We start from the raw sequence: 22,533 nt of genomic DNA, 5'->3' as shown, positions 1-22,533 counted from the left end.
ATGAAATGGAATTCATTGAAAGCAACAGCACTGGCGGCTCCCGCTCTGCTCATGTCAAGCATGGCAATGGCAGGACCAGATTTAGGTGAAGCACAGCAGCAAGCGACCAACTGGCACGCAATTATCATGTTTGCCATCTTTGTAGGTTTTACGCTGCTAATTACTAAATGGGCTGCAAAACAAACTACCAACACTGCAGATTTCTATACTGCTGGTGGTGGTATTTCAGGTTTCCAAAATGGTCTAGCGATTGCCGGTGACTATATGTCAGCAGCATCGTTCCTCGGTATTTCCGCAATGGTATTCAGTTCAGGCTTTGATGGCTTGCTGTATTCATTGGGCTTTATGGTGGGTTGGCCAATTGTATTGTTCTTAGTAGCAGAGCGTCTGCGTAACTTAGGTAAATTCAACTTATCTGACGTTGTATCGTTCCGTTTGGCTGAAAAACCAGTACGTACATTGGCAGCAATGAGCTCGCTGGTGGTTGTAGCGTTCTACCTAATCGCACAGATGGTAGGTGCAGGCCAGTTAATCAAATTGTTATTCGGTCTAAACTACAACATTGCGGTTGTGATTGTTGGCTTGCTGATGATGGCGTATGTAATCTTCGGCGGTATGTTGGCAACGACTTGGGTACAGATCATTAAAGCAGTGATGCTACTTTCTGGCGCAACGTTCATGGCATTCATGGTCATGAAGGGCGTGGGCTTCAGCTTCTCTGAAATGTTCTCACAATCTATTCAAGTTTTCTCTAAAGTTCACGAAGTGACTTTGGCAGAAGCGGGCAATATTATGGGGCCTGGTAAATTGGCTGCGAACCCAATTGATGCGATCTCTCTAGGTCTGGCATTAATGTTCGGTACAGCAGGTTTACCACACATCTTAATGCGTTTCTTCACGGTTAAAGATGCCAAAGAAGCGCGTAAATCAGTGGTTGTAGCAACAGGTTTCATTGGTTACTTCTACCTACTGACTTTCATCATTGGTTTTGGTGCGATCCTTTACGTTTCAAACAACCCACAATTCCTTGATGTTGCAAAAATGGCGGTAACTGGCAAGCTAGAGCTTGTTGGTGGTAACAACATGGCTGCGGTGCATTTATCTGATGCATTAGGCGGTGATTTGTTCATGGGCTTCATTTCAGCGGTGGCATTCGCAACGATTCTTGCAGTTGTTGCAGGTCTAACATTGTCTGGTGCTTCAGCTATTTCACATGACTTGTATGCAAACGTATTCAAGAAAGGTCAAACAACGCCAGAATCTGAACTTCGTATGTCTAAAATCGCGACTTTAGGTCTTGCGATCTTCGCGATGATTTTAGGTATCTTGTTCGAGAAACAAAACGTTGCATTCATGGTTGGCTTGGCGTTCTCTGTAGCAGCATGTGCAAACTTCCCAGTACTTGTATTGTCTATGTTCTGGAGAGGCTTGACCACTCGCGGCGCAGTGATTGGCGGTTTAGTAGGTCTGCTTACAGCAGTGACCCTAATTATCTTATCTAAAGCAGTTTGGGTAGATACATTCGCAATCTCTGAAACACCAATTAACCCATTCAATGGTCCTGCTATCTTTGCAATGCCATTGGCATTCATCTGCTGCTGGTTGTTCTCTGTGACTGATAATTCAGCACAAGCACAAGCTGAGCGTAAAGCATTCGATGCACAGTATGTACGTTCACAAACTGGTATTGGTATCTCTGGTGCTTCAGATCACTAATCTGAATCGCCTAAAAAGCCCCTAATAAGGGGCTTTTTTTATATTTAGTGAATGATATGACGCAGAGGTTTGTAGACAAATCTCTGTCCTATTTGCGTGTATAATTTTCTCCATTGATCGACATTTTCCAATGGCCTTGATCATCTTGATAAGGCGAGCGCTGAATGGTGAATTGTTGAGAGAAATTATCCTGACCGATGCTAAAGCTCTGATCACCAAAACTGCTCAAATGGGCTTTTATTCGCGACTGTTCAGCACCACTGAAGGTTTGGTTGGCAATACTTTTTTCAGTATGTTCTTGATGGTAATACGTCACTTCGCCCGACGATTTGATCACTAATTCACTGTGGTTGTTTTGCCAAGTCCCCACATAATTTTCATGGCCTTTGAGGAGCGGACTGTTTTGTGTACAGGCAGAGAGCATGAGCAGACAGAGGGGAGCAAATACGAGATGTTTTTTCATAATGAAATCTACCACGCAAGAGATTTCTTTAAATGTGCGCCTGAATGCTGAAACTTACAATAGGCTTTTTGAGGCTCATAGGTGATAAAAAAACTGAGGCAGAACAGTAGGCATATGTGATGTTTTTCAGGACACGCTCAACAAATCTTTGCAGTAGAAGAAACTTGCTTCATGCTAATTTAAAATCAATCAGTTGATGATGCTTCAGATTGATCATTTCAGCGCATGATAAAAAAATATAGAGATTGAACATAATGCAAGGATTCGTGGATTTTTGGAAAAGCTTTAGACTTTTACCCTCAGCATGGCTGTTACTGGTGCAGTTTCTGATCTTGGTTTTAACCGCGATTACCCGAGAAAGTCTGTCTTTTCGTGCGCTAATTTGGGTACTTGGGGTGTCGGTACTATTGATCATTGCCAAAGTGATTCGCCAAACTCCAATGTTTACGATTCTAGGACTGAGTTTTGTTGGCTGCGCCGTATTGTTTTCTACTTTGATTATGCTCGGTGTAAATCATCCGAATATTCAAATTATTGCGCATGGTTTTGAAGCCTGTGCGTATTTTAGTGCAGCCTATGGCTTATTACGCTATATGTTTGCCGATCGCTATTTAACCAAAGATGAACTTTTTGCAGCAGGGGCAGTATTTACCCTCATCGCATGGGGTTTTGCTTTTCTCTATAGTATTTGTCAGCTGATTTATCCGGATAGTTTTGTAAATCCTGCAGAGCCGGGCATGCAGTCGTGGTTAGATTTATTATTTTTAAGTTTTAGTTTGCAGTCTGCCACGGGCTTGTCGGATCTCATGCCTGTGAGTGCGCCTGCACGGGTCTTGGCTATGCTTCAAATGTTCTGTGGGGTGATGTATTTGGCTCTCATCGTTTCACGCTTAATTGCATTGCAATATATTGCCCATTTACCGGAACGCCATGAGCCCAAAGACAAATAATGGCAGGAAAAAAAAGGACGCAAATGCGTCCTTTTTGGTATTCAGTATCTAATATGAATTAGAAACGGAATTTAGCGTTTACGCCAACAGTTTGAGTGTCGCCGATAAAGCTTGTTTCAGTCGCTTTAGCTGCTTCATAGTTAGCATTTACATAGCTAGCACCAACTGCAACAGCAGGAGTGATGAAGTAGTTTACGTTCGCGCCCCAAGCTGAGTCTGGAGTACCAGCAAAGCTAGATTCAGCGTAAGAAGCACCAACGCTTAATTTAGGAGTTACGAAAAGATCAGTTTTGAATTGGTAAGCAGTGTCATCACCGTAGATGATGCCTGATTCGAAACCAATTGCCATGTTAGTGTCGTCGATTGCGCCAACATATTTAGCACGTGCAGTGATAGCGTCTTGGTCTTGACCAATAGTCGCAGCTTCTGCAGCAGCTTTAGCAACACCGTTGCCCATAACGTTGAACGCGTCAACAGCAGCTTGGTCAGCAACGCTAGTGTAACCAACAGCAACTAAGAAGTTTTGAGTTGGAAGCGCACCAACTTCTAATGCATAACGGTCGCCGTTGTCATCAGTGTTGTTTGCATTTTTGCTGTCAAGGATAGTGTGGCTGTAAGAAGCACTAGCGTATACAGGAACAACTTTAGTTGGAACATAAGCTTCAGCTTTAGCACCAAAGTTATGAGCAACTACGTCAACACCTTGTGAACCAACTTCGCCGTAGTTGTAAGCAACAGCTACGTTAGAAGCTTGGTTTAAGAATGCAGCTTCTGCTAAAGGACCTTTTGTAGAGTCAACATTTTTGAAGTAGTAAGTACCTTGAACACCACCAATGAAATCTTTGTCATTTGTAGTTGTGTCGATGTATTCTGCTTGGCCTTGAACTTCAAATTGGTAAGCTTGAGCACCGGTCATGGCTAATAATAAAGCAGTGGCTAAACCGAGTTTTTTCATGATTTTCTACCAGTTGTTACAAATGGATTAAACATTGAGCATTGTATTGTAACAATATATTAAGTCAATGATCCTAAAGGTTATTATTCAGTCTCTGACTCAGATCTTTATTTCATAATAAGAAATTCAGTTTTTACTCTAACTAATAAGTCACTGAAAAAAAATCATTGAGAACAATTAAGTAAGTTTGATTAAATTCTTAATTAAAAAAATACACTTGAAAAAATACACAACTTTTCAATCTGAAATAACAATTATTATTGTTATTTTAATTCAAAATAACATTTATTGTAGTGGGTAAATTCTAACGCTTTTCACGCATTTGAAGCGATAAATTGCGGCTTTGACTGCCGAATTGTTGGGCAAAAACTGTTTATTTGCATAGTAAATGGACGTTTTTGTTTTAAATCTGAGGTCTACTTCACTTAAATGAATATCTTAGTGATAAATTTAATATCCTTGTGAAATACTTGGCTTTACATCAGGTTTTATTTGATTCATAATTTGCCAATCGAGTCGTCACACAGTTTAAAAGTGTGACTTTGACCCTGATTCTCCATCATTTGTTTTTTATTCGCCCAGCTTTCCCCAAGGTTGGGCTTTTTTTTTGTCTAAAAATGGAACTTTACCGCAAAGATTATAGATAAAACGGAGATGGAATAAAAATAAATGCCCTTTTATGGTGCATATATTATTGAATTTATCATCGAGTTCAGTAGGTCCAGACAAAAAAAATCCTGATTTTCATGGAAAATCAGGATTTTTTAGCCAAAATTTTCGGGAAACTAAAATATTCTGCTGAGGAAGAAATTTAGTGTGCCCTAATACGGTGCATTCTGCACCAATTTATTGCAATTGTAAATATTTATTTAAGCAAGTTCATAAAAAAATTTATTCCTTTCAAATATGTTGCTGTTTTTTAGCAAATTATCTCGTTTTAAAATGATAAAAATGTGACAGATTCAACACATTTGTATAGAATTTAGCTGTATAAATGTTCATTTTATAAATTAATAAATTATTGATCATTAATTTAAATATTCCCGCGTTTAGTTGATAAGTGGGTTGGGGTATGCAACAAGTGTGGGGCATAAAATAGATGGAAACATTACGAACAGAGCATATTAGTAAGCGCTTGCAACTTGCGATGCTAGTAATCGTCTTGTCTATCGTATTTATTAGTGTTCCACTGATTGTGAGCAGTTATCAAAACTACCTCAAAAATGCTCAAGCGCTGAAAGAAATTCAGATGCTAAAAATGGTGGCAGATTTAACCAACCAAATTTCTCGTGAACGTGCGCCAGCTAACAGTGCAATGTCGAGTCAAGGTGAACAGCGCGAGCAAAAAATTATTGAGTTGGCTGAATATCGTCAAGGCGTTGATCGGCAATATCAAGATACACTGAAAGTTTTAAAAGAAACGGGCTTTGCACCGATCGCCCAGCAGTTAGAGTCCAATTTATATCCATATTTGTTGCAGGGTCGCAAAACGGTCGATCAATATATTGCGCTGCCGACACAACAGCGTGAAGCTAAAAAATTGGATCATGCCATTTTGGCGATGTTCCAAGCTTGGGATCAAAGCTATATTGCCATGCAGAAATTGGTCAATCATTCACATGGTAAAGATACCCGTGTATCGAATTATTACACGCTGATTTTATTACTGGCAGAATTACGTGATCAGGCGGGACGAGTCGCATCAAATATTATGGCTGCGGTATCATTTCAACAGGAAATTCCAGAGCAAAATTTAGCGCGGAGTTTACAAACCCAGCGTCAAACACGCTATCTATGGGAATTGATCAATGTCGTGCAGTCCGAACATGACAAAACACCCGAGTTTAAACAGTTACATCATGCGGTACGAACGGAATTTTTAGATAAAGGTTTGCCAATTATTGATGGTTTGGCTCAAAAAAGTCTTCAACATCAGCGTTATCACATGGATGGCACCCAGCTCACTGATGCAATGGTCAATAAATTTGTCACAGTGGTGGAATTGCAAAGTTATATTTTAGATTACAGTCTCAAAGTAGCTGCGGATGAACAACGTGAAGCGCGAAATAAATTGATTTTCACGCTTTTTGTCTCGCTCGTGTCATTACTGACTGCATTATTAACGATGTTCTATGCCAAGAAATGGGTGTTTGAACCTTTAATTCGTGCTCGTAATCAGTTATTTAAACTGGCTCGGCACCGACAAATGGATCAAGGCGTGATTGAACCTGCCAAAGTAGGTTATCTCAGTTTATTTGATGCCATTCAGTATATTGAAAACATGTTGGAACAACGTGATGCCTTTGAATTTCAGCTTAAACATATTGCCAATACTGACTCACTCACCAATGTCGCCAATCGTTTTGCCTTAGATGAATATATTAAATTTCGCGACAGCCAAAATTCAGGCTTTTTACATACAGCACTGATCGTGATTGATATTGATCACTTTAAACAGGTGAATGATCGCTATGGGCATATTGTCGGCGATTTGGTGATTCAACATGTTGCCAATCAATTACGACAACATATTCGTTCATCCGACTTGGTGGTGCGATATGGTGGAGATGAGTTTTTAGTCCTGATCGAGGGGATTGATATGCTCAAAGCCCAGCACATTGCCGAAACCATACGGCATGATATTCAGCATGTGAATTTCAATTTGGCAGAAGACGAAGCAGATCTCATCGTGACGGTGAGTATTGGTGTTGCAGTGGGTGCCAAAAGCTGGATCGATTTATTAGAGCGAGCAGACCAAGCATTGTTTAAAGCCAAAGCTGCGGGGCGTGATCGTGTTTCAGCCTAAACGCAGCTTGGCAGATTCATATAGTTAGCCAGAAAAATCAATTAATCTTCATCTTTATATAATTTATTGCAGGCTTGTTGGTTCATTTGGCTGCCGTCTTCATTCCAACACTGGGCTTGGGTAATTTTGCCTAAATCGTACTGAAGCACCGCTTCAGGTTGCCCATTGTCATACCAAATTTTATAACTGTTATGACGAACGCCATTACGATAATAACCTTGGCGTTCTAGTTTGCCGTTTTCAAACCACATTTTCAGCTCGCCAATCAGTTTATTGTTTTGAAAATTGGCATAGGTCCACGGTTTACCATTACTGTACCAGCGTTGGCGCAGGCCATTTTCGATCCCATTTTTATAATTTTGAGAAAAAGCCAGTTGCCCATTTGGATGCCAAATTTTGTAATCCCCCTGTGATTCGCCATTGATGATGCTACTTTCTTGTTCTTTTATCCCATTGGCAAACCAAAACTCAAGTTTGCCCTCGTACTCCCCATTTTTATAGGCAATGCGGCTACGGGGTTTGCCGTTGGGGAAGAAGCTTTCAAATACGCCTGAGCCTTGAATGCCATCTGGAAAGTGAATTAAATGTTCACATTCACCGTTTTTAATTTTGCTGTTGCTCAGAAAGATGGTGGTCAGGGCATTGCCATTGGCATAGACATATTGATTTTCAAAGATTCCTTTGTGTTGAGTCGGGGTACTGAGGGCTTTACACTGCGGCTTATCTTTCCATGGGCTAAGATCGGGGTCTTCTTGTGAGACAAACAGCACCATGTATTCGTTTAGATAGCCATCGGCAAAGCTATATATTGGACATAATAAGAGGCTGAAACTTAAGATAAATTTATTCATTGTTAGTATGCTTTTATATTTTAAAAAATTAAAAATTATTCGTTGTTGAGTCCACGATATGCGTCATCATAAGGATGTTTTGTTTAAAAATAAATAGTGGTTACGCTAAGTTCTCAACAGATAGAAGACTGTTGAAAAGTAAACAATTCAGGTTTGAACTTCATCTTATACTATGGACTTTAAACACCATAAAAATAGTGCAATGAAAAAAATATATCTATCGTTGATGACTGTCCTGAGTTTGACAGCATGTACAGCAAATGAAGGCATGTTGGATTCATCTCAACACTTAAAACAAACCGCTCAAGCCAATTTAGCAAATTCACGGGTGAGTGAAATTCCGTCTTTATTTAATCAAGCACAGACACAGGCGGTATTTGTCACATTTGATGGTCAGCGTTTGAGCTATTATGGCAATGACTTACAGCGTGCTCAGACAGCATACATTCCTGCATCTACCTTTAAAATGTTAAATGCTTTAATTGGTTTGCAGCATCAGAAGGTGACAACCACTGAAGTTTTTAAATGGAAAGGTGAAAAACGTGCTTTCCCGTCATGGGAAAAAGACCTGACTTTGGGTGAAGCGATGCAAGCGTCTGCGGTTCCTGTATATCAGGAACTGGCAAGGCGAATAGGCTTGGCGCTAATGCAACAAGAAGTCAAACGGGTCGGTTTTGGTAATGCCAATATTGGTAAACAGGTGGATAATTTTTGGTTGGTTGGACCGTTAAAGATTACGCCTGAACAAGAAGCTCAATTTACGTATCAGCTTGCGACAGAGAAATTACCGTTTGATGTCGCGGTACAAAAGCAAGTCAAAGACATGCTTTATATTGAAAGTCGTGGTGATGCAAAGTTGTATGCCAAGAGCGGTTGGGGCATGGATGTGGAACCTCAAGTCGGTTGGTATACCGGTTGGGTGGATGATGGTCATGGCAAGATCATGTCGTTTAGTTTGAATATGCAGATGGCAGCAGGGGATGATGTGGCAGAGCGTAAGCAGTTAACTTTGAATGTGTTGGATAAGTTGGGTGTGTTTCATTATTTACGTTAATTTTTTGAATTTGTATGTCCTCGCTTTGCATTGGGTTTGAGTTTCCATTGCGCAGGAGATTCATATTTTTGAAAGTACAAAAGTAGGCAAAATACTTTTGTTTGGTTGAAGGTACGTCCGAACGATTCCAGTTGAATGTTTAAAATGATGGCACGAATTTTGTGGATGGATTTAGTTCAGGTTATTTTCAAAAAAATATGCTTTTCTAAACGTCCTCGCTTAGCATTGGGTTTGAGTTTCCATTGTGTAGGAGATTCCTACTTTTGAAAGCACAAAAGTAGGCAAAATGCTTTTGTTTGGCTGAAAGTACGTCCGAACAGTTCCAGTTGAATGTATAAAAGGATGGCGCAAATTTTGTGGATGAATTTAGTTCAGGTTATTTTCAAAAAATATATTTTCTAAACGTCCTCGCTTTGCATTGGGTTTGAGTTTCCATTGCGCAGGAGATTCATATTTTTGAAAGTACAAAAGTAGGCAAAATACTTTTGTTTGGTTGAAGGTACGTCCGAACGATTCCAGTTGAATGTTTAAAATGATGGCACGAATTTTGTGGATGGATTTAGTTCAGGTTATTTTCAAAAAAATATGCTTTTCTAAACATCCTCGCTTAGCATTGGGTTTGAGTTTCCATTGTGTAGGAGATTCCTATTTTTGAAAGCACAAAAGTAGGCAAAATGCTTTTGTTTGGCTGAAAGTACGTCCGAACAGTTCCAGTTGAATGTATAAAAGGATGGCGCAAATTTTGTGGATGAATTTAGTTCAGGTTATTTTCAAAAAATATATTTTCTAAACGTCCTTACTTTGCATTGGGTTTGAGTTTCCATTGCGTAGGAGATTCCTACTTTTGAAAGCACAAAAGTAGGCAAAATGCTTTTGTTTGACTAAGGGCACATCCGTGCTGCCCCAGTCAAACAGGCGACATCCATGTCGCCGTCATGTGATTGAATGTTGTGAAGAACAAGAATTTATTTAGAAATGGCTTTGTTTAAGCTCGTATAAAGTGATTTTCTAGCTTCTAAAATTTCAAATCTATATTGAGCAGTTGTTTCAACATTGATAGCTCCATTTTTACAAAGTGTATAAGCGTTAAATTTTCCGAGTAATTCGCCATAAATTCTTAGCTTTTCTTGTTGTTCAATATATCCATGTAAAAGAAGTAAACCTTCATTTTTGCTAAGCAAATTAAAGTCATTAAAAAGTGTGTGTCTTAGAGGTTTAAGTCTATCTGAAATCTCATTAAGAGCTGGTTGAGATTGTTTTGTTTCAAATTCAAAAATTGCCCAAATTTTTAAAACGAGATGATTTATTTCCTCGAGATCTTTGGAAATATTGGTCAATAAATTACGATTATATAGAAGGTTATCTTTTGCTACTGATGCTGAAATATTTGCCTTTTGATTTAAGTAGGTAATTACGCCAGTTATCAGTGCTCCTAAACCAATTTTTACGGCTGTATCAATTATCTCTAATAAAGTCATATAAATAAAAAACGGTGAATGAATCACCGTTTTATCATGCACTTAAAGGAAAGTGAATCTTATTTCAACATCGGCTTTAAGAACTTCGCTGTATGCGACACTTTATTCTTCGCCACTTGTTCTGGCGTACCTTCGGCAATAATCATACCGCCGCCCGCACCACCTTCAGGGCCTAAGTCTACAATCCAATCGGCGGTTTTAATCACATCCAAGTTATGCTCAATCACTACAATGGTATTGCCCTTATTACGCAGCTCATGCAGGATGTCGAGCAACTTGGCAATATCATGGAAGTGTAGACCAGTTGTTGGTTCATCAAGCACATACAAGGTTTTGCCTGTATCGCGCTTCGCCAACTCACGAGCCAATTTGACACGCTGCGCTTCACCACCTGAAAGTGTGGTTGCAGACTGACCCAAACGGATATAGCCCAAGCCCACTTGGTTCAAGGTTTCCAAACGACGGTGAATCACAGGAATGGCATCGAAGAAATGCATCGCATCTTCAACCGTCATTTCTAAGACATCAGAAATGTTACGACCTTTATAGCCAACTTCTAACGTTTCGCGGTTATAGCGCTTGCCGTGGCAGGCATCACAAGGCACATACATATCAGGTAAGAAGTGCATTGCAACCTTAATCATACCGTCGCCTTCACAGGCCTCACAGCGACCGCCTTTCACGTTAAACGAGAATCGACCTGCAGCATAGCCACGTGCTTTGGCTTCAGGGGTTTGCGCAAACAGTTCACGAATTGGGGTAAACAAACCTGTGTAAGTTGCAGGGTTAGAACGCGGTGTACGTCCAATCGGGCTTTGGTCAATATCCACGACTTTATCAAGGAATTGTAAGCCATCAATTGAGTCAAATTTTTCCGCAGTGAGCGTGGTTGCACCATTCAACTGAGTTGCTGCAAGCGGCAATAATGTCCGGTTAATCAGCGTCGATTTGCCTGAACCTGATACACCTGTCACACAGGTCATCACACCTAAAGGAATAGTCAAATCGACATTTTTCAGGTTATGGCCCGCAGCACCCATCAACTTGATTTGTTCTTCAGGTTTGGGTGGTTGTACACGTTGTTTTGGAACTTCGATTTTTAACTTGCCTGATAAATACTGACCTGTCAGTGAGTCAGGGTTTGCCAAAATTTCATCATACGTCCCTTCGGCAATCACATGACCGCCATGCACACCTGCACCGGGGCCAATATCAATAATATGGTCGGCGGCACGGATCGCATCTTCATCATGTTCTACAACTAATACGGTATTACCTAAGTCACGCAAACGTACTAGGGTTTCCAATAGGCGGTCATTATCACGCTGATGCAAACCAATAGAGGGTTCATCGAGGACATACATCACGCCCATGAGGCCCGCGCCAATTTGCGAAGCCAAACGAATACGCTGAGCTTCACCACCCGACAGTGTTTCTGCCGAACGCGATAAACTTAAATAGTTCAAACCGACAGAGACTAGGAAGTGCAAACGTTCACGAATCTCTTTGAAAATCTTGTCAGCAATTTCGCCTTTGGCACCACTTAAGTTGAGGTCTTGATAATAGCTTTCAGCATCGCCAATCGACATCTTGGTGATTTGCGCGATGGTTTTATCTTTAACTCGGACATGACGTGAAATTTCATTGAGACGTGAGCCACCGCAAGCATCACATGCGGCATTGGATAAATACTGTGCTAAATCTTCACGTACATAGTTGGATTCGGTTTCACGGTAGCGACGCTCTAGGTGAGGTAGAATCCCTTCAAAGGCTTGCACACGTTTGTGCGAACGACCACGTTCATCAATATAGCTGAGGTCAACTTTTTCCTTGCCTGTACCATAAAGGAATTTCTTTTTGGTCTCGGCATCGAGTTCATTCCACGGTGTGTCTAGAGAATAACCAAAATGATCGGCAACTTTTTGGATCATGCTGTAGTAATACGGACGTTGACGGTCCCAACCACGGATTGCCCCTTGGCTAATCGAAACTTCATTATTGGGAATCAATTTGTCAGCACTAAAATGGCTGCGTGTGCCTAAACCATCACAAACAGGGCAGGCACCGAATGGATTGTTGAAGGAAAATAGACGCGGTTCCAGTTCACCTACGGCACGTTCACATTCAGGGCAGGAGTGTTTGGCTGAAAATACGCGGTCTTCTTGTTCGCCTTTCATCCACGACAAAATGGCAATGTCGCCGCCCATGCGTAAAGCCGTTTCAAAACTTTCTGCAATCCGGTTGCCAAGATCATCACGAACCTTAAAACGGTCGACCACCACTTCAATGGTGTGCTTTTTCTTTTTGTCTAATTCGGGTGGCGTGTCAATATCAATGACTTCACCATCGACACGGGCTCGGACGAAACCCTGACCTTGTAATTGTTCAAATAAGTTGGTGTATTCACCCTTACGGTCACGGACCACAGGGGCAAGCAACATAAGCGCCGTACCTTCTTCTAGACCTTTGACCGTATCGACCATTTCAGACACAGTCTGAGCCACCATTGGGAGGTCATGTTCAGGACAGTATGGCGTGCCGACACGGGCATAGAGTAGACGTAAATAGTCGTAAATTTCGGTGATCGTTCCCACCGTCGAGCGTGGGTTGTGACTGGTTGATTTTTGTTCGATGGCAATCGCGGGACTTAAGCCTTCAATCGAGTCGACTTCGGGCTTTTCCATTTGCGAAAGGAATTGACGCGCATAGGCAGATAAGGACTCAACATAGCGACGTTGACCTTCAGCATACAAGGTATCAAAAGCCAAAGAGGACTTCCCTGAACCAGAAAGACCCGTAATGACCACAAACTTGTCGCGTGGAATATCGAGTGACACATTTTTTAAGTTATGGGTACGTGCGCCTCGAATACGGATATGGCTTTGGCTCATGCAAGGGGTCCTAAAATATTCATCGAAAAACCTATATATGATAGCGCATGAAAAATGTTCAAGTGTAATTTAAACCTAGATTTATGCGTGACTTTGTGAGAAAAATGGCCGAATCAAAATATAGCTGTCTGTGCCGATGCCCTAAAACATCCGCAAATCAGCAATCTAGGACTTTTAACATGAAATGGCAACTTCATCTCAATCCAACATTAGGTGTGATGGGTTTATTGATGTGTAGTGTGTTTTTGAGTGCATGTACCCCGAACCACACACCGAAAGCGCAAAAATATGACAGCTTAGAACAAGCAACTTTGGCGCTGAATACCGAAAGTGAAAAAATTGATCTGTATATTGCGAAATTAGGTCAAGCCAAAACAGAAGCTGAAAAAAAGCATCTGGCTTGCGAAAAAATTCCTCAACAGTTTGATTTGGTTTTGGCAATTGTTGAAAACAATCAACATTTGATGAGTGCTGAAGATTTAAAAGTTCAAGCACAGTTTAAGCACATGGCTGAGCAACAAAAGGCGCGCTTTACATCTAGCCTGTGGTGTAAAGGTGCATAAAGATCACGGCACTATGACTGTTTTGAGTTCATCGTTTAAATCTCCTGTGTCATGCGCATAACAATCCATTGGAAAATCTCAGGACTATCGCAGAAAAGGCGTAAAATGCAGTTTTCTCGAAACCATAGAATGCCATGTTGTCCTTATTTCTCAAAAGCTTAATGGGTGCCTTTGTTGTGGTATTAATTGCTTTGCTGTCTAAAAGTAAGGCGTTTTATATTGCAGGTTTGGTTCCATTGTTTCCGACTTTTGCGTTGATTGCTCATGTAATTGTGGCAAATGATCAGGGTGCAGCCGCATTACAAAAAACTGCACTGTTTGGACTCTGGTCTCTCATCCCCTATTTCATTTATTTATTGATGGTGTACCTGCTCGCAACACGTGTAAGTTTAACGGCATGTTTGAGTGTAGCAACGTTGAGTTGGGTGCTTGCTGCGGCTGTTTTGATTTATGCATGGCAGAGTTTTCAGTAAGCATCAAAAGCCTATATCGATGCTGATTTAGATCAATTTTTATGGGTTCTAGATCATTTATAAAACTATAGATTTGGCTAAAATTATGATGAATTTCCAATCGTTAAATGTGTGATTTTAAATGTAAGTATTTGAATAATTAATTATAATTCTGCCAGAACAGAAAATAATCATGATAAGAGCAAATAATGTTAAAACAATTTTGGGTGATCATCAGCCTCATGTTTTTAAGCCAAATCCTGTGGGCTGAAGACAGTCAAATCCTCGCGTTTGAACAGTTTATTGACCCTGCAGAAGAGCAGCGCTATAGCGTGAGCGTGCCTGCGGTCGGGCAAAATGAACAGCTATGGTCTGTGGTCTATATGGTGCTGCAAACCAACCAAGTCCCTGACAATACTGTTCTGGACTTTAAAGTCGTTCCCCAAGGTTTATTATCGAAAAATAATCCTGCACAAAAAATACAAGAGTATGCTTTTGATGGTGTACAGTTGGCACAGAAAAAAGACTATGTACTGTCCCAATTCTCCGATTTGAGTGAACAACTGGAAGATCAAACGGGCAAGAAAGTGCAGGATGCATCAATCTTTGATATTAGTCGTGCCCATGTATATGCCCGCGTAGAAGATTGGGTGCCTGACTATAATGCACAAGCTACTCAACTGAATATTGAACTGGGAAAACTCAATGAAATGCAAGTCAAAGGGCTTTATTTCATTTTAGGCAAAGGTGAAAAGCCCAAAGATTTATTGGCTATTGCTCAACTAGATCCGATGGTCAAATCACAATTTCATTCAGAAGAGATGCAGGAACGCAAAGCAGCACGCAGTGAGTTGCGTGAAGCACGTTTTGCGATTTTTTTGGTGATTATCGCGATGGGGATTTTTCTCGAATGGTATCGTTTTAAACGCTAATGCCTGAAATGATCGTGCATGGTCATTCTAAAAACCGAATCTAACCATATTAAAAAAGGATCTAAAAGCAATTTTAGATCCTTAATTTTTTATACAGTTTAAATCAAAGGTTTATTCTACAGGCCATGTCCGCTGTTGATACGCGCTGTCCCAGAACATCCATTCTAATTTTGCGCCGTTCGTATAAGCCGCATGCATTTTTTCACGTGTATCTGCATCGCAGCGAGCCGCCACTCGATCAATAGTTTGAATCACGTTTTGCACAGCAGTATTGAAGTCTTCACCTGAGTAGGTATCGATCCATGCTTGGTAAGGGTTATTCGGTACAGATTGGCTGACAATGGCTTTGCCGACTTCAGCATAGATCCAAAAGCAAGGCAGGAGTGAGGCAAGGACCACAGGGTAACTTTCTGACCATGCTGTCGCTGTTAGAAACGAAGTGTAATGATGGCAGGCAAGGGTTAATGGGGTATTTTCAAACTGTTCTTTGCTGATGTTGAAACCTTGCATAAAGTCATTGTGCAGACTGCGTTCCACCACGATGGCAATTTTTGCGGCTTCAGAAAACTGAATCACATCGTCGGCATCAAACGCCTTGGCTGCACACACCGCAAGCGCACGACCATAGGCCAATAAATAATGGGCATCCTGAATGACATAGTGGCAAAAGGCGTCGCGGCTTAAACTGCCCTGAGCCAATTCCTGATTAAACGGTAGATGGAGAATCTGCTGATATAACGCGGTATTACGTTGCCAAACTTCTTCAGAAAAACGCATTGAACATTCCTGTCGTTAAAAATGAAAGACGGGTCTACACCATGATGCGATGTAATTGAGAGCCTCCATCTTAGAGTGTTTATTCAAAATGTAACGAATAATTTTTGGTTTCAATTCTGAAAAGCGGCATAATTGCGCCATAAACTTAGCTTCAAACTGGGTATTCCCTCATTTTGAAATCTTATTGAATGAATAGGTCGATCTATCATGATGAAACATTTTGGTTTCTCAATCGTCTTTACGATCGTGTGTCTTGCTATTTCTGCATATTGGGGTCTGAATCATGGCCCAAATGCAGGCGTGCAAGCCATGCTGACAGCACTGACCATTACTGCCATTTTAGCGGTGATGGAAGTGTCTTTGTCTTTTGACAATGCCGTTGTCAATGCATCTGTACTCCGTGGTTGGGATCATTTTTGGAAAATGATTTTCTTAACCGTCGGGATCGTGATTGCTGTCTTTGGTATGCGTCTGATTTTCCCAATTGTGATCGTGGCTGTAACTGCAGACATGGGTGCAATGGAAGTGGTTCAAATGGCGTTGAATGATCCAATTCAGTATTCAGCTAAATTGATGGCACATCATGCAGAAATTGCGGCCTTTGGTGGTGCTTTCTTATTATTGGTGTTCCTGAACTTCTTCTTAGATGAAGGGAAAGATACCCATTGGTTCCGTTGGTTAGAGCGCCGTTTGGCCAATCTTGCAAACGTTCCTGCAATGTCCGTGTTTATTGCTCTAATTGCGTTATTGGTGATGGCGGCAAACGTGGCTGAAGCCTCTCGTTTAGCAGTTGTGATGGCGGGTATTTGGGGAATCGTGGTGTATATCGGTGTCCAAGTACTGAGTCATTTATTGGGTGGTGAACCTGAAGTCGATGAAAACGGTAATGCGGTTGGACATGACGCAAATGGTGTACCGACAGGCGTGATCAAAGCCGGTTTTGGTGGTTTTCTTTATCTTGAAGTACTCGATGCCTCATTCAGTTTTGATGGTGTGATTGGTGCATTTGCGATTACTTCTGATGTGGTAATCATTATGCTTGGTCTTGCCATTGGTGCCATGTTCGTGCGTTCGATGACCATATACTTAGTGGATAAAGGCACCTTAGATGCTTATATCTTCCTTGAACATGGTGCGCATTATGCGATTGGTGCTTTGGCCTTCATTATGTTGGCGAGTGGCACAGGTCTGCATGTCCCTGAAGTGGTAACGGGCCTGATTGGTGTGGCATTTATTGTTTGGGCGGTGATTGCCTCAATTCAATATAAAAAGCGCCAAGAAAGTCTAGGCTAATTTAAATTTGCCTGAAATCTCCCAAAAAGCGCAGCATTAGCTGCGCTTTTTATTTGTCCAATTATCAGGATATTTAAAATCAATAAAAATCCTGCTTCGTTTTAAGCTGAATGTCCTATAATCCCATTCCAAGATTAATGAATTTTTAACCAGCTATGATGAATGCTCTTGAACGACGCTCAACTTTTGCTTTGAGTAGTATTTTTGCCTTACGTATGCTGGGGCTGTTCATGATTATTCCTGTTTTCTCTGTGGCAGGTCAGCAATATGCAGGGGCTACACCGGCACTCATTGGTTTAGCGGTTGGTGTTTATGGTTTGACCCAAGCGATTTTACAGATCCCGTTTAGTTTGATTGCAGACCGTTATAGCCGGAAACCGTTGGTGGTGATCGGGCTGCTGTTGTTCGCTTTAGGCGGTGCAATTGCGGCGATGTCCGATAGTATCTATGGCGTAATTATCGGGCGTGCGATTGCTGGTGGTGGCGCTGTATCTGCGGTGGTGATGGCTTTGTTAGCCGATGTCACACGTGAAGAACAGCGTACTAAAGCCATGGCGATGATGGGGATGAGTATCGGTTTGTCCTTTGTGGTGGCATTTAGCCTTGGACCTTGGCTCACAGGTTTAGTCGGTATCTCGGGTTTATTTTGGGTGACCACCATCATGGGACTTGCCGCGATTGCAATGTTGCTGTTGGTGCCGAAAGTGACACGTCATCACCGAAATTTCCAACAAGGTTATCTGACGCAGTTGAAGCAAGTGCTGAAAATGCCTGATCTAAATCGTTTGCACGTTTCAGTCTTTGCATTGCATTTACTACTCACAGCGATGTTTATTTATGTGCCATCTCAGTTGATTGACTTCGCCAATATTCCCTTGCATTCGCATGGTCTGGTATATTTGCCGCTTTTGGTCGTGAGCCTGTTTTTTGCCTTTCCGAGCATTATTCTGGCGGAAAAATATCGCAAAATGCGCGGCATTTTCTTGACCGCCATTGGTGGCATTATTCTAGGATTGGGCATCTTAATTTTTGGTTTCGAATCTAAATATATTCTGCTTACTGGCTTAGGATTATTCTTTATTGCATTTAATGTGATGGAAGCATTATTACCGTCATGGTTATCGAAAGCGGCTCCAATTCAGTCTAAAGCGACAGCCATGGGCGTGAACGCCAGCAGTCAGTTTCTGGGGGCATTTTTTGGTGGTATGATTGGCGGGCAACTTTTGTTGCTAAATGATACGGCAATGGGATGGGGCATCCTGACAGGTCTAGCTATTTTATGGTTGATCATTAGTTTTGGATTGGCTCAGCCGCGTTATTTATCGTCTATGGTGTTTAGTTTGCCTGAAGATAAAGAAACGGATGAATGGACTTCTCAGCTTTTAGCAATTCGTGGTATTGAAGAAGTTGTGGTGATGTCTGACCAGCAAGTGGCTTATGTAAAAGTGGATAAGCAGCAGATGGATGAATCTGCGCGACAACATTTAACGCACTTGTTAGGGAAAGAGGTAGCCATTTAAGCATAACTCTTATAAAGTAAATAATAGAAACAAATAGGAAGAATACGTCTGATGCGTGGTGTAAATAAGGTCATTTTAGTTGGTACTTTAGGTCGTGACCCTGAAACAAAAACTTTCCCAAATGGTGGTTCTCTCACTCAGTTCTCAATTGCAACGAGTGATTCATGGACTGATAAAAATACAGGTGAGCGTAAAGAGCAAACAGAATGGCACCGTATTGTGTTGCATAACCGTTTAGGTGAAATTGCACAGCAATATTTGCGCAAAGGTTCTAAAGTTTATATTGAAGGTTCATTACGTACTCGTCAGTGGACAGATCAAGGCGGTCAAGAGCGTTACACGACTGAAATTCGTGGTGAACAAATGCAAATGCTTGACAATAATCGCCAACAAGGCGAACAAGGTCAAGGCGGTGATTTTGGTCAGCCTCGTTTTAATAATCAACAAGGTGGTTATAACAATAACCAAAACCAAGGTGGCTACGGTAATAGCTCAAACCAAGGCGGTTATGGCAATAACCAACCGGCTCAAGGCAATAGCTATGGCAATAACAACCCAGGTGGTTTTGCGCCAAAACAACAGCCTGCACCGACACCGGCTCCTGCAGCAGCAGATTTAGATGATGACTTACCGTTCTGACACACTCTAAAGATATAGTTTTGTAAAGTTTATAAAATTATTCTTTAGATATAGTTATTTAAAAGAAAGTTTATGGATATTAGAAATAATTCTGTAAACTTTTTTTTATTGTGATATATGTATATTTAATATTTAGAGTTTCTGTAAATTTTATGGTGTCTGTTAAAAGATTTATAGGTAGTAGTGGAGAAAGATTTGCTGTCTTAATTGATAGTGAAGGTATTCCTTTAACTTACCCAAATCTTTATACAACGATCAATTTTAGAAATCGTGGACATTCAGTTAATACAATTGTTTCAGTACTTGAAGATATTGAATTGCTGTATTACCTTTTAAATAAATTACAGATTAATATTGAGCAAAGAATCAAAGAAAAACTTTTTTTACAATTACATGAAATTGAAGCTTTAGTGAATTTGGCAAATTTTAAACGTAATTATTTACTCAATAAAAAGACTGATCGGAAAATTGTTAGTTTTCCTGAGAAAAGAAGAGAAGCTGTTAGAGCTAAAATAGTAATAAAAAATGACAATGTTTCAAAAAATCTTATCTATCGTAGATTAACTAATTTTGCTGATTATCTACATTGGCTCGAAACTTACCTGTGCAAGGCATCAGCTACAAATACGGCTAAAATAATGAAGGCTCGTAGACCGAGGAAAACTATAGATCATTCTGCTGACTATAAATCCTTTGAACAAGATCAAATAAATTTAATTTTAGAGACTATTGATCCTAGCAATCAAAAAAATATTTGGAGTTCTGATTTTTTAAATTATCGGAATGAATTAATTATTTATCTTCTTTTATATTTAGGTTGTCGAAAAGGTGAGCTGTTAAATATAAAACTTTCTGACTTTGTTCAAAGTAATGGGTCTTTTTATCTCAATATTAAACGGAATCATGATGATGATAGTGATACACGATTATATCAGCCTTTAGTAAAAACTAGGAGTCGAGGATTAGCATTAAACTTAAATTTAAAGAAAAAAATAGACCAATATATTTTGAATTATAGAAGTCACATTGCTAATGCTGAATCTTCAGACTTTTTGCTTATATCAAATCAAGCTACTCCATTGTCTATCAATGCACTAGATAAAATTTTCACTCAAATATCCTCTAGATTCCAGTTTAGAGTACACGCACATGCCTTTAGACATACTTGGAATGATAAATTTACAGATAAAGTGCAACCGTTGATTGATTCTGGAAGGCTAACAGAAGATAAAGCTGAGAATGATCGAGCTTATTTAATGGGATGGATTCCTGGGTCACAAAGTGCTCGAAGATATGCTAAACGTGCGGAAGATCGGAGAGCGATTGAAGTCGGCTTAGGGATACAAAATAAATTCGAGGAAAATGATGAGTAATTTAGCTCAGCAAAATCTTTTTGACATAGATCAAGATACTTTTATTTCATTCAAAGGTTATGAATTTAATCGGAATGATCAAAAATGGGTTCTTGATATTAATAAAACTATGGATATTACTCGAATATGGAATTTTGATTCATCTACACAAATGGATGTGATACAGGTTTTAATTCATTTCGCTAGATTTAGCTCAAGTTCTCATACTGTAAATATGTGTGAATATGTAGGTAAGTACTGGGAAATTACAAGTCTAAAAAGATTTACATTAGAAGGATTGTTAAATTATAAGAACTTCTATTCATCAAAAAATGATGAGTATAAAGTGGCGATGCTACGTGTTTTTTTGAAGAAGATATACGATCTTGGTTATTCTGCTGTAGATGATCAAGTATATGATTTAATCGATTCGTGGCGCTTGAGTGGAAATGAAAAGGGAGCAGCAGTTTTATCGCTAGATCCTGATGAGGGGCCTTTTAGCCCGTTCGAGTTTCAAGCAATTGTAACTAGAACTAATGAGTATTTAGCAGAAAATAAATTATCTTTATATGAAGCAGCCTTAATAAAGGTTTTCTGTGCTACAGGTAGACGACCTATTCAAATTGCTTCACTAAAAGTAAAAGACCTTTATCTTTCAAATAAATATAAGCTGAATAATGGGGAATACCCTTCAGTTTTAAATATTCCTAAAGCGAAGATGAGAGGAAATAGCTTTTTTCGTGCTGCTTTCAGTGAAGTTGGTATTCGTGAAAATCTTGCGGAAATACTGTATGAGCATATTAAAATTTTAAGAATGAAGGTAGCTAAATTATCAAATCGGGAACTATCAGAACTTGAGTTTAAAGAGCTACCACTATTTTATAGTGTGGATAAGCTGACTGCTTTAGATTGGAATAGGAGAGATTTATTAGAAATTTTATCCTCAGAAATTGTGCATTTGCCAACTTCAGATGTAACTTATAAATTAAAGGCCGCTGTAGGAAGATTAGGTATACGCTCAAGAGAAACAGGTAAACCAATTCATATTACTGCTTATAGATTTAGATATACATTAGGGACAAATGCTGCTCGTCAAAAAGCAGGAATTAATGTGATTGCTAAATTACTTGATCATAGTGATACGCAGAATGCATCTTGCTATGTAGAAAGTGTTCCTGAGTTGGCAGAACAGATATCTGTGATTATGGACGAAAGTCTGCGTAAATATGCTGATGCTTTTCAAGGCAAGATTGTTAAAGATGAAATTGAGGCTCAGATAAAAGTTAAAGATGCGAATAGGATTTCTTGTGTAGAACAGGATTGTAGTGTCGGATCATGCGGGACGCACAACGTATGTCGTGATCATGCACCTATTGCGTGTTATGTGTGTAATAAATTTATGCCTTGGGCTAATGCACCACATCATTTAATTTTAACTCAGCTAATTGAAGAACGAGAGTATCTTGTCCAGATCGGTGTAAGCGTAGAAATATTGGCTATTAATGATAGGGTTATTTTAGCTGTACAGCAGGTTATAGATGCTTGTAAGGAGCTCAATCATGGATAACTTGATCTATTTTACAGCAGATAGTCGTAAATCAGCGCAGCAGAATATAAACGCGTTTATTGCATTTTCTAAGCAATTAACTGAATTAAATACAGATATAGTATTTGAAGATAACTATTGGAAAAAGGAAGTCAACTTTGTAAAGATTGATGTGTGCTGAATTAGCAGGAGACTTTCACTTGGGAGATTCTAGGCAGCTAACCGATAAAAGTCTTCTGCCATTTGATTTGGTGTCTTAAAATCCAAGCCTTTTTGAATTCTTCGCTGATTATAA

At 40.0% G+C, this 22,533-nt stretch carries 19 protein-coding genes; 13 read left to right on the top strand and 6 right to left on the bottom strand.

Annotated elements, in window-relative coordinates; all coding sequences use genetic code 11:
* On the top strand, positions 1-1,716 hold the full coding sequence (locus FTU16_RS08090) for a cation acetate symporter (protein ID WP_180002715.1): 1,716 nt from the start codon (positions 1-3) through the stop codon (positions 1,714-1,716).
* A gap of 88 nt (positions 1,717-1,804) precedes the next feature.
* Here the strand turns inward: FTU16_RS08090 and FTU16_RS08085 are convergent, their stop codons facing one another.
* A complete protein-coding gene (locus FTU16_RS08085; RefSeq protein ID WP_180008801.1) occupies positions 1,805-2,179 on the bottom strand; it encodes a hypothetical protein in 375 nt (124 codons plus the stop codon).
* A 254-nt stretch (positions 2,180-2,433) separates the two neighbouring features.
* Between FTU16_RS08085 and FTU16_RS08080 the strand changes: the two genes are divergently transcribed.
* Complete coding sequence (locus FTU16_RS08080; RefSeq protein WP_180008803.1) at positions 2,434-3,129, top strand: ion channel; 696 nt, start codon at positions 2,434-2,436, stop codon at positions 3,127-3,129.
* Positions 3,130-3,187: 58 nt separating this feature from the next.
* Here the strand turns inward: FTU16_RS08080 and omp33-36 are convergent, their stop codons facing one another.
* The gene (gene omp33-36, locus FTU16_RS08075; RefSeq protein ID WP_180049776.1) at positions 3,188-4,084 is read right to left on the bottom strand and encodes a porin Omp33-36; all 897 of its coding nucleotides are present in this window, start codon (positions 4,082-4,084) and stop codon (positions 3,188-3,190) included.
* 1,099 nt (positions 4,085-5,183) lie between these two features.
* On the opposite strand from omp33-36, the gene FTU16_RS08070 reads away from it, so the two are divergent.
* Complete coding sequence (locus FTU16_RS08070) at positions 5,184-6,890, top strand: diguanylate cyclase (RefSeq protein WP_180163056.1); 1,707 nt, start codon at positions 5,184-5,186, stop codon at positions 6,888-6,890.
* Between the two features lie 41 nt (positions 6,891-6,931).
* Here FTU16_RS08070 and FTU16_RS08065 read toward each other — a convergent pair whose 3' ends face one another.
* Positions 6,932-7,741, bottom strand: coding sequence for a toxin-antitoxin system YwqK family antitoxin (locus FTU16_RS08065; protein ID WP_180063013.1), 810 nt, complete (start codon positions 7,739-7,741; stop codon positions 6,932-6,934).
* A 202-nt stretch (positions 7,742-7,943) separates the two neighbouring features.
* Here FTU16_RS08065 and blaOXA point away from each other — a divergent pair, with 202 nt between their 5' ends.
* Positions 7,944-8,795 carry a class D beta-lactamase gene (gene blaOXA / locus FTU16_RS08060; RefSeq protein ID WP_373683895.1) on the top strand — a complete coding sequence of 284 codons (852 nt, stop codon included), beginning with the start codon at positions 7,944-7,946 and terminating at the stop codon, positions 8,793-8,795.
* A 965-nt stretch (positions 8,796-9,760) separates the two neighbouring features.
* Here blaOXA and FTU16_RS08055 read toward each other — a convergent pair.
* Both FTU16_RS08055 and uvrA read right to left on the bottom strand, forming a co-directional pair.
* Positions 9,761-10,273, bottom strand: a complete 513-nt coding sequence (locus tag FTU16_RS08055; protein WP_180163055.1) for a hypothetical protein — start codon at positions 10,271-10,273, stop codon at positions 9,761-9,763.
* Positions 10,274-10,332: 59 nt separating this feature from the next.
* Positions 10,333-13,164 carry an excinuclease ABC subunit UvrA gene (gene uvrA / locus FTU16_RS08050; RefSeq protein WP_180101625.1) on the bottom strand — a complete coding sequence of 944 codons (2,832 nt, stop codon included), beginning with the start codon at positions 13,162-13,164 and terminating at the stop codon, positions 10,333-10,335.
* Positions 13,165-13,343: 179 nt separating this feature from the next.
* Between uvrA and FTU16_RS08045 the strand changes: the two genes are divergently transcribed.
* The 3 genes from FTU16_RS08045 (at position 13,344) to FTU16_RS08035 (ending at position 15,111) form a co-directional block, all read left to right on the top strand.
* Positions 13,344-13,727, top strand: coding sequence for a hypothetical protein (locus tag FTU16_RS08045; RefSeq protein WP_180035452.1), 384 nt, complete (start codon positions 13,344-13,346; stop codon positions 13,725-13,727).
* 134 nt (positions 13,728-13,861) lie between these two features.
* Entirely contained in the window at positions 13,862-14,200 is a 339-nt protein-coding gene (locus FTU16_RS08040) for a GlpM family protein (RefSeq protein ID WP_111884495.1), read from the top strand.
* Positions 14,201-14,388: 188 nt separating this feature from the next.
* On the top strand, positions 14,389-15,111 hold the full coding sequence (locus FTU16_RS08035) for a hypothetical protein (protein ID WP_180163054.1): 723 nt from the start codon (positions 14,389-14,391) through the stop codon (positions 15,109-15,111).
* 111 nt (positions 15,112-15,222) lie between these two features.
* Here the strand turns inward: FTU16_RS08035 and tenA are convergent, their stop codons facing one another.
* Positions 15,223-15,888 (bottom strand): thiaminase II, encoded by a 666-nt coding sequence (tenA, locus tag FTU16_RS08030; RefSeq protein WP_078193179.1) that lies wholly within the window; start codon positions 15,886-15,888, stop codon positions 15,223-15,225.
* A 207-nt stretch (positions 15,889-16,095) separates the two neighbouring features.
* On the opposite strand from tenA, the gene FTU16_RS08025 reads away from it, so the two are divergent.
* The 6 genes from FTU16_RS08025 to FTU16_RS08000 all read left to right on the top strand — a co-directional run bounded on the left by FTU16_RS08025 (position 16,096) and on the right by FTU16_RS08000 (position 22,419).
* On the top strand, positions 16,096-17,181 hold the full coding sequence (locus FTU16_RS08025; protein WP_078190525.1) for a DUF475 domain-containing protein: 1,086 nt from the start codon (positions 16,096-16,098) through the stop codon (positions 17,179-17,181).
* Positions 17,182-17,336: 155 nt separating this feature from the next.
* Positions 17,337-18,701 carry an MFS transporter gene (locus FTU16_RS08020; protein WP_180002751.1) on the top strand — a complete coding sequence of 455 codons (1,365 nt, stop codon included), beginning with the start codon at positions 17,337-17,339 and terminating at the stop codon, positions 18,699-18,701.
* A gap of 51 nt (positions 18,702-18,752) precedes the next feature.
* Positions 18,753-19,340: a single-stranded DNA-binding protein gene (gene ssb, locus FTU16_RS08015; RefSeq protein ID WP_078193176.1), complete on the top strand. Its 588-nt coding sequence runs from the start codon at positions 18,753-18,755 to the stop codon at positions 19,338-19,340.
* Positions 19,341-19,492: 152 nt separating this feature from the next.
* A complete protein-coding gene (locus FTU16_RS08010) occupies positions 19,493-20,713 on the top strand; it encodes a site-specific integrase (protein WP_180163053.1) in 1,221 nt (406 codons plus the stop codon).
* A complete protein-coding gene (locus FTU16_RS08005; protein ID WP_180163052.1) occupies positions 20,706-22,259 on the top strand; it encodes a site-specific integrase in 1,554 nt (517 codons plus the stop codon). Before FTU16_RS08010 ends, FTU16_RS08005 begins: the two co-directional genes overlap by 8 nt.
* The gene (locus FTU16_RS08000; protein WP_180163051.1) at positions 22,252-22,419 is read left to right on the top strand and encodes a hypothetical protein; all 168 of its coding nucleotides are present in this window, start codon (positions 22,252-22,254) and stop codon (positions 22,417-22,419) included. Before FTU16_RS08005 ends, FTU16_RS08000 begins: the two co-directional genes overlap by 8 nt.
* Positions 22,420-22,533: the final 114 nt, after the last annotated feature.

The organism is Acinetobacter sp. YH12069 (assembly GCF_013419675.1).
Lineage (GTDB): Bacteria > Pseudomonadota > Gammaproteobacteria > Pseudomonadales > Moraxellaceae > Acinetobacter > Acinetobacter amyesii.
The sequence above is the reverse complement of the archived record's forward strand: the minus strand, read 5'-3'. Positions and strand labels throughout refer to the sequence as shown.